General features: G+C 72.6%; 6 protein-coding genes and 1 pseudogene. 5 read left to right on the top strand and 2 right to left on the bottom strand.

The features are described 5' to 3' along the window. The 4 genes and pseudogenes from ABZW32_RS38685 to ABZW32_RS38670 form a co-directional block, all read left to right on the top strand. A pseudogene (locus tag ABZW32_RS38685) lies at positions 1-276 on the top strand (hypothetical protein); the annotation flags it as partial. Next, positions 264-1397, top strand: a complete 1134-nt coding sequence (locus tag ABZW32_RS38680) for an aliphatic sulfonate ABC transporter substrate-binding protein (RefSeq protein ID WP_356225455.1) — start codon at positions 264-266, stop codon at positions 1395-1397. The pseudogene ABZW32_RS38685 and the gene ABZW32_RS38680, both read left to right, overlap by 13 nt. A gap of 5 nt (positions 1398-1402) precedes the next feature. Beyond that, a complete protein-coding gene (locus ABZW32_RS38675) occupies positions 1403-2212 on the top strand; it encodes an ABC transporter ATP-binding protein (protein WP_356225453.1) in 810 nt (269 codons plus the stop codon). Continuing rightward, positions 2199-3098: an ABC transporter permease gene (locus ABZW32_RS38670; protein WP_356225451.1), complete on the top strand. Its 900-nt coding sequence runs from the start codon at positions 2199-2201 to the stop codon at positions 3096-3098. Before ABZW32_RS38675 ends, ABZW32_RS38670 begins: the two co-directional genes overlap by 14 nt. Positions 3099-3127: 29 nt before the next feature. Here ABZW32_RS38670 and ABZW32_RS38665 read toward each other — a convergent pair whose 3' ends face one another. Together ABZW32_RS38665 and ABZW32_RS38660 are read right to left on the bottom strand one after the other, a co-directional pair. Further along, positions 3128-3862, bottom strand: coding sequence for a sirohydrochlorin chelatase (locus tag ABZW32_RS38665; protein WP_356225449.1), 735 nt, complete (start codon positions 3860-3862; stop codon positions 3128-3130). A 14-nt stretch (positions 3863-3876) separates the two neighbouring features. Then, on the bottom strand, positions 3877-4656 hold the full coding sequence (locus ABZW32_RS38660; RefSeq protein WP_356225447.1) for an AfsR/SARP family transcriptional regulator: 780 nt from the start codon (positions 4654-4656) through the stop codon (positions 3877-3879). A 185-nt stretch (positions 4657-4841) separates the two neighbouring features. Here ABZW32_RS38660 and ABZW32_RS38655 point away from each other — a divergent pair. Then, positions 4842-5023, top strand: a 182-nt coding sequence (locus tag ABZW32_RS38655; RefSeq protein ID WP_356225445.1) for a hypothetical protein, incomplete at its 3' end; no start/stop codon positions are given.

Raw genomic sequence — 5023 nt, 5'->3', positions numbered from 1 at the left:
CTGCTCAAGCACACCACCCGCACGGTCAAGGCGATCGTCAAGGAGATCCCCTCGCGGCTGACCCTCGACGACCTCTCCCAGCACCCGGCCCCCGGGCAACTGGCCGCCAACGACATCGGCCGCGTCGTCGTGCGCACCGCCGAACCCCTCGCCCTCGACGCCTACGCCGACTCCCGCCGCACCGGCTCCTTCCTCCTCATCGACCCGGCCGACGGCACCACCCTGACCGCGGGCATGGCCGGCGACGCCTTCACGGAGCACGAATGGAGCCTCTGAGCATGTTCCGCTCCCGCCGTACGCGCCCCGCCGCCGCGGCCCTCCTCCTGCTGCTCGCCGCCCTCACCTCCTGCGGCTACGGCTCCCGGGCCGACCAGGTCCCCGCCGCCGCCCAGGCCCCCGCGGGCGGGGCGGGCACGAAGCTCTCGGCGGGCTCCGTGACCCTCGGCTACTTCCCGAACCTGACCCACGCCACCGCCCTGGTCGGCGTACGCGAGGGGCTGATCCAGCGGGAACTGGGCGGGACCGCCCTGAAGACCACCACCTTCAACGCCGGCCCGGCCGAGATCGAGGCCCTCAACGCCGGCTCCGTCGACATCGCCTTCATCGGCCCCTCACCCGCCGTCAACGGCTACGTGAAGTCCAAGGGCCGCAACCTGCGGATCATCTCCGGCTCCGCCTCCGGCGGCGTCAAACTCGTCGTGAACCCGGAGCGGATCAAGACCCTCGACGACCTCAAGGGCAAGCGGATCGCCACCCCGCAGCTCGGCAACACCCAGGACGTGGCCTTCCTCAACTGGGCCGCCACGCGCGGCTGGAAGGTCGACGCGGCCAGCGGCAAGGGCGACGTGTCCGTCGTCCGCACCAACAACACCATCACCCCCGACGCCTACCGGTCCGGTTCCGTCGACGGCGCCTGGGTGCCCGAGCCGACCGCGTCCAAGCTGGTCGCCGAGGGCGCGACCGTCCTCCTCGACGAGAGCGACCTGTGGCCCGGCGGGAAGTTCGTGATCACGAACGTCGTCGTGTCGCAGGAGTTCCTCAAGGAGCACCCGGACGTGGTGGAGGCCGTGCTCCGGGGCACGGTGAGGACCAACGAGTGGATCAACGCCCACCGGGACGAGGCCAAGGCCTCCGCCAACGCCGCCCTCAAGGCGCTCAGCGGCAAGGAGCTGGAGCCCGAGGTCATCGACCGGGCCTGGCCGGGCATCGTCGTCACCGACGACCCGCTGGCCGCCACCCTGCGGGCCCAGGCCGACCACGCCGTCGCCGCGGGCCTGCTGGAGCGGCCCGACCTGACCGGCATCTACGACCTCGGGCCGCTCGACAAGGTCCTCGGTTCCCTGCACAGGCCCCCCGTCACCCCGCCCGGTCCGGGCACCGACGACCAACGGAGCTGACCGCGATGGCGACCGCCCTGATCAACGCGGAGCACACCACGGCCCTCGCCCGGGCCGTCCGCATCGAGCACGTCTCCAAGTCCTTTCCCGGCCCGGCCGGCCCCCAGCCCGTGCTGGACGACATCAGCCTCGACGTCGCTCCGGGGGAGTTCGTCACCCTCCTCGGCGCCTCCGGCTGCGGCAAGTCCACCCTGCTCAACCTGGTCGCGGGACTGGACACCCCGACCGCCGGGACCGTCGCCACCGAGGGCCGTCCGGCCCTGATGTTCCAGGAGCACGCCCTCTTCCCGTGGCTCACCGCGGGAAGGAACATCGAACTCGCCCTGCGCCTGCGCGGGGTGCCCAAGAACGACCGCCGGCCCGAGGCCGAGCGGCTGCTGGAGCTGGTCCGGCTCGGCGGGGCGTACGGCAAGCGCGTCCACGAACTGTCCGGCGGCATGCGCCAGCGCGTGGCCCTGGCCCGGGCCCTGGCCCAGGACAGCCGGCTGCTGCTGATGGACGAGCCCTTCGCGGCCCTCGACGCCATCACCCGTGACGTCCTGCACGGCGAACTCACCCGCATCTGGGCCGAAGCGAACATGAGCGGCTCCGCCGCGGGGGGCCTGTCCGTCCTCTTCGTCACGCACAACGTCCGCGAGGCCGTCCGCCTCGCCGAGCGCGTGGTCCTGCTCTCCTCCCGGCCCGGCCGGGTGGCCCGCGAATGGAGCGTGGAAATCCCCCAGCCCCGCCGCATCGAGGACGCGGACGTCGCGGAGCTGTCCGTCGAGATCACCGAACACCTGCGTGGGGAGATCCGCCGCCATGGCCAGCACTGACCTCAGGCCCCCGGGGCCCCGACCGTCCCGAGACTTCCCGGCCGCCTCCCACGAGCTGGCCGGACTCGACGCCCTCGACACCCACCAGGGTGCCCGCACCTCCCTGCGCCGGGTGCTGTGGGGCAAGGCGCTGCCGCCCGCCGTGGCCGTCGCCCTGGTGCTGACGGTGTGGCAGGGGCTCACCTGGGCCCGGGTCACCGACGACTACATGCTCCCGCCGCCCTCCGCCGTCTGGCACAGCCTGACCGACCTCTGGTTCAGGGGCACCCTCCTCGACGTCGTGTGGACCAGCGTCTGGCGCGGCCTGTCGGGCTTCCTGCTGGCCCTGGCCATCGGTACCCCGCTCGGCCTGCTCGTCGCCCGCGTGAGGTTCGTGCGCGCCGCGATCGGACCCGTCCTCCAGGGCCTGCAGTCCCTGCCCTCGGTCGCCTGGGTCCCCCCGGCGGTCCTGTGGCTGGGGCTGGACGACTCGATGATGTACGCCGTGATCCTGCTCGGCGCCACCCCCTCCATCGCGGGCGGCCTCGTCTCCGGCATCGACCAGGTCCCGCCGCTGTTCCTGCGGGCCGGCCGCTCCCTGGGCGCCACCGGTCTGCGCGGCGCCCGGCACGTGGTGATGCCCGCCGCGCTGCCCGGCTACCTCGCCGGCCTCAAGCAGGGCTGGGCGTTCTCCTGGCGTTCCCTGATGGCCGCCGAGATCATCGCCAGCTCCCCCGACCTGGGCCTGGGGCTGGGCCAGTTGCTGGAGTCGGGGCGGGAGACCTCCGACATGGCGCGGATCTTCCTCGCCATCGTGCTGATCCTGCTGGTCGGCGTCGTCGTCGACCTGCTGGTCTTCGGCCCGCTGGAGCGCCGGATGCTGCGCCGGCGCGGCCTGCGCCCGTGAGGGACCGGGCGGACCAGGACCGGCCCCGGTCAGCCCGTCAGGGCCGGGACGCGGACGGCCGCGTCGTACCGGAGCAGGACGAGGCGGGCCAGTTCCGGGGCGGCGCCGAGCACCGCGCCCAGGACGTCCGCCCCGCCGGCGCGGGCGCCCTCGGCGATCCGGTCCGGGAGCCTTCCCGGCGCCAGGACGTACGGGGCGACCGCGATCCGCCGGGCGCCCCCGGCGCGCAGCGCCCGTACGGCGTCCTCGGTGCGGGGACCGTGGGAGGCGCAGGCGAAGCGTACGGAGTGCCAGCCGCCGGTGTGCTGCCACCGCCGGGCGATCCCGGCGAGCACGGCGGCCGCCTCCGGGTCGCCGCTGCCGGCGGCCGCGAGGACCACGCCGGTCGTGGCGCGTTCGTCCGGGGCCAGCCCGGCCTCGTACAGCCGGCGTTCCAGTGCGGCGGTCAGCAGGGGATCCGGTCCCAGGACGGGGGCCCGGCGCAGCGTGAGGGAGGCCGGCGCCCGGCGCAGGGCGCCGGGCAGGTCCGTCTTCGCGTGGAAGGCCCGGGTCAGGAGCAGCGGCTGGACCACCAGCCGCGCGGCTCCGTGACGGGCCGCCCGCGCCAGCTCCCGCGGCACGGAGGGGGTGTCGAAGTCGAGGAAGGCTGTGCTCACGCGCAGTCCGGGCCTCGTCGACCGGATCCCGCGGGTGAGGGCGCGGACCGTGGCCGCGTGGCGCGGATCGCGGCTGCCGTGCGCGACCAGCAGCAGGGCGTCGCCCATGTCGGGGCTCTTCCCTAGCTCGCGACGAGGGCCGGCACCGGCCAGTAGGGCTCGTTCTGGAGCAGCATCGGGTCGTGGGTGAGGATCGCCCGTTCGTACTGGCTCAGTACGGGGGAGGGTTCGATGCCCTGCGACTCGATCATGTTGTGGCGGCACTGGCGGTAGACCGTCAGGGCGTCGAGCTGCCGGCCGCACCGGTACAGGGCCCGCATGAGGAGCATGCAGAACTGTTCGTGGTTCGGGTTGCGGGAGTAGAGCTCGGTCAGCTCCGGGAGGATCCGTTCGTGACCGCCGGTGCGCAGTTCGAGATCGTAAAGCAGAATGAGCGCCGAATTCCGCGCCTCCATATATCTCGTGGAGGCGGTCTGGCAGATCGGCCCGCCGGCCAGTCCGCCGAATACGGGACCCCTCCAGCGGGAGAGTCCGGCGCGGAGGTCGGCTACGTTCTGGCGGTGTTCGGACAGGGTGTCCGAGCCGGTTCTCGCGTGGATCGCGTCCACGGTGTCGAGGAACAGGTAGGCGTCGAGTTCCCACCGGTCGAAGAGGAACATGTAGCCGGAGGTGCTCGTCACCACCCGCGATCCCTCCCGGTCGGGCTCCACCGCGGCCAGGGTTCTGCGCACCCGGCTGACCTGCGCCTGGAGGGCGTTCTCGACCTTGTTGGGGGGTGTGGTCCCCCAGAGTTCGAGGATGAGGGAGTCGACCGTGACGAGCGATCCGCCGGCCGCGAGCAGGGTCGCCAGGAGCGTCTGCTGCATGGCGCCGCCGAGCCGCACGGCGACCCGCTGTTTCATTATTTCCATGGAGCCTAGGACTGAGAACAGCAACACAAACATCTCCCCGCGAGATGGAAAGAGAACGGTGTCGTGTGCACTGGCGCCGGGTGATCGATTCGGTGCCGGAAGCGGTACTCATGCGGTACTGAATTCCTAGTGGACCGATCGGTCCCGACCGTACTTGGTCAGGTAGGAGCGTGTCAATGAAGCCAATGGCCCCCCGCCCTCCGCCCGGAGGCCCCGCCGGGGAACGAACGCGACAAAGGCCGTGCAACACGTCCGGCGCCGGATGCGGGGGCGGAGCCGTCACCGCCTGCGCCCTGATCGGGCTCTCGTACCCGCTGTACGCCCTGCTCAACGGCGAACTGCTGCCCGGCGCCGGACA

Source organism: Streptomyces sp. NPDC004667 (assembly GCF_040609475.1).
Lineage (GTDB): Bacteria > Actinomycetota > Actinomycetes > Streptomycetales > Streptomycetaceae > Streptomyces.
Note: the sequence above shows the minus strand (reverse complement) of the source record. Positions and strands in the feature narration are given on the sequence as shown.

Coding starts and splice junctions, on each gene's coding strand:
- ABZW32_RS38680 (WP_356225455.1), top strand. CDS start 264: ATGGAGCCTCTGAGCATGTTCCGCTCCCGCCGTACGCGCCCCGCCGCC.
- ABZW32_RS38675 (WP_356225453.1), top strand. CDS start 1,403: ATGGCGACCGCCCTGATCAACGCGGAGCACACCACGGCCCTCGCCCGG.
- ABZW32_RS38670 (WP_356225451.1), top strand. CDS start 2,199: ATGGCCAGCACTGACCTCAGGCCCCCGGGGCCCCGACCGTCCCGAGAC.
- ABZW32_RS38665 (WP_356225449.1), bottom strand. CDS start 3,862: ATGGGCGACGCCCTGCTGCTGGTCGCGCACGGCAGCCGCGATCCGCGC.
- ABZW32_RS38660 (WP_356225447.1), bottom strand. CDS start 4,656: ATGAAACAGCGGGTCGCCGTGCGGCTCGGCGGCGCCATGCAGCAGACG.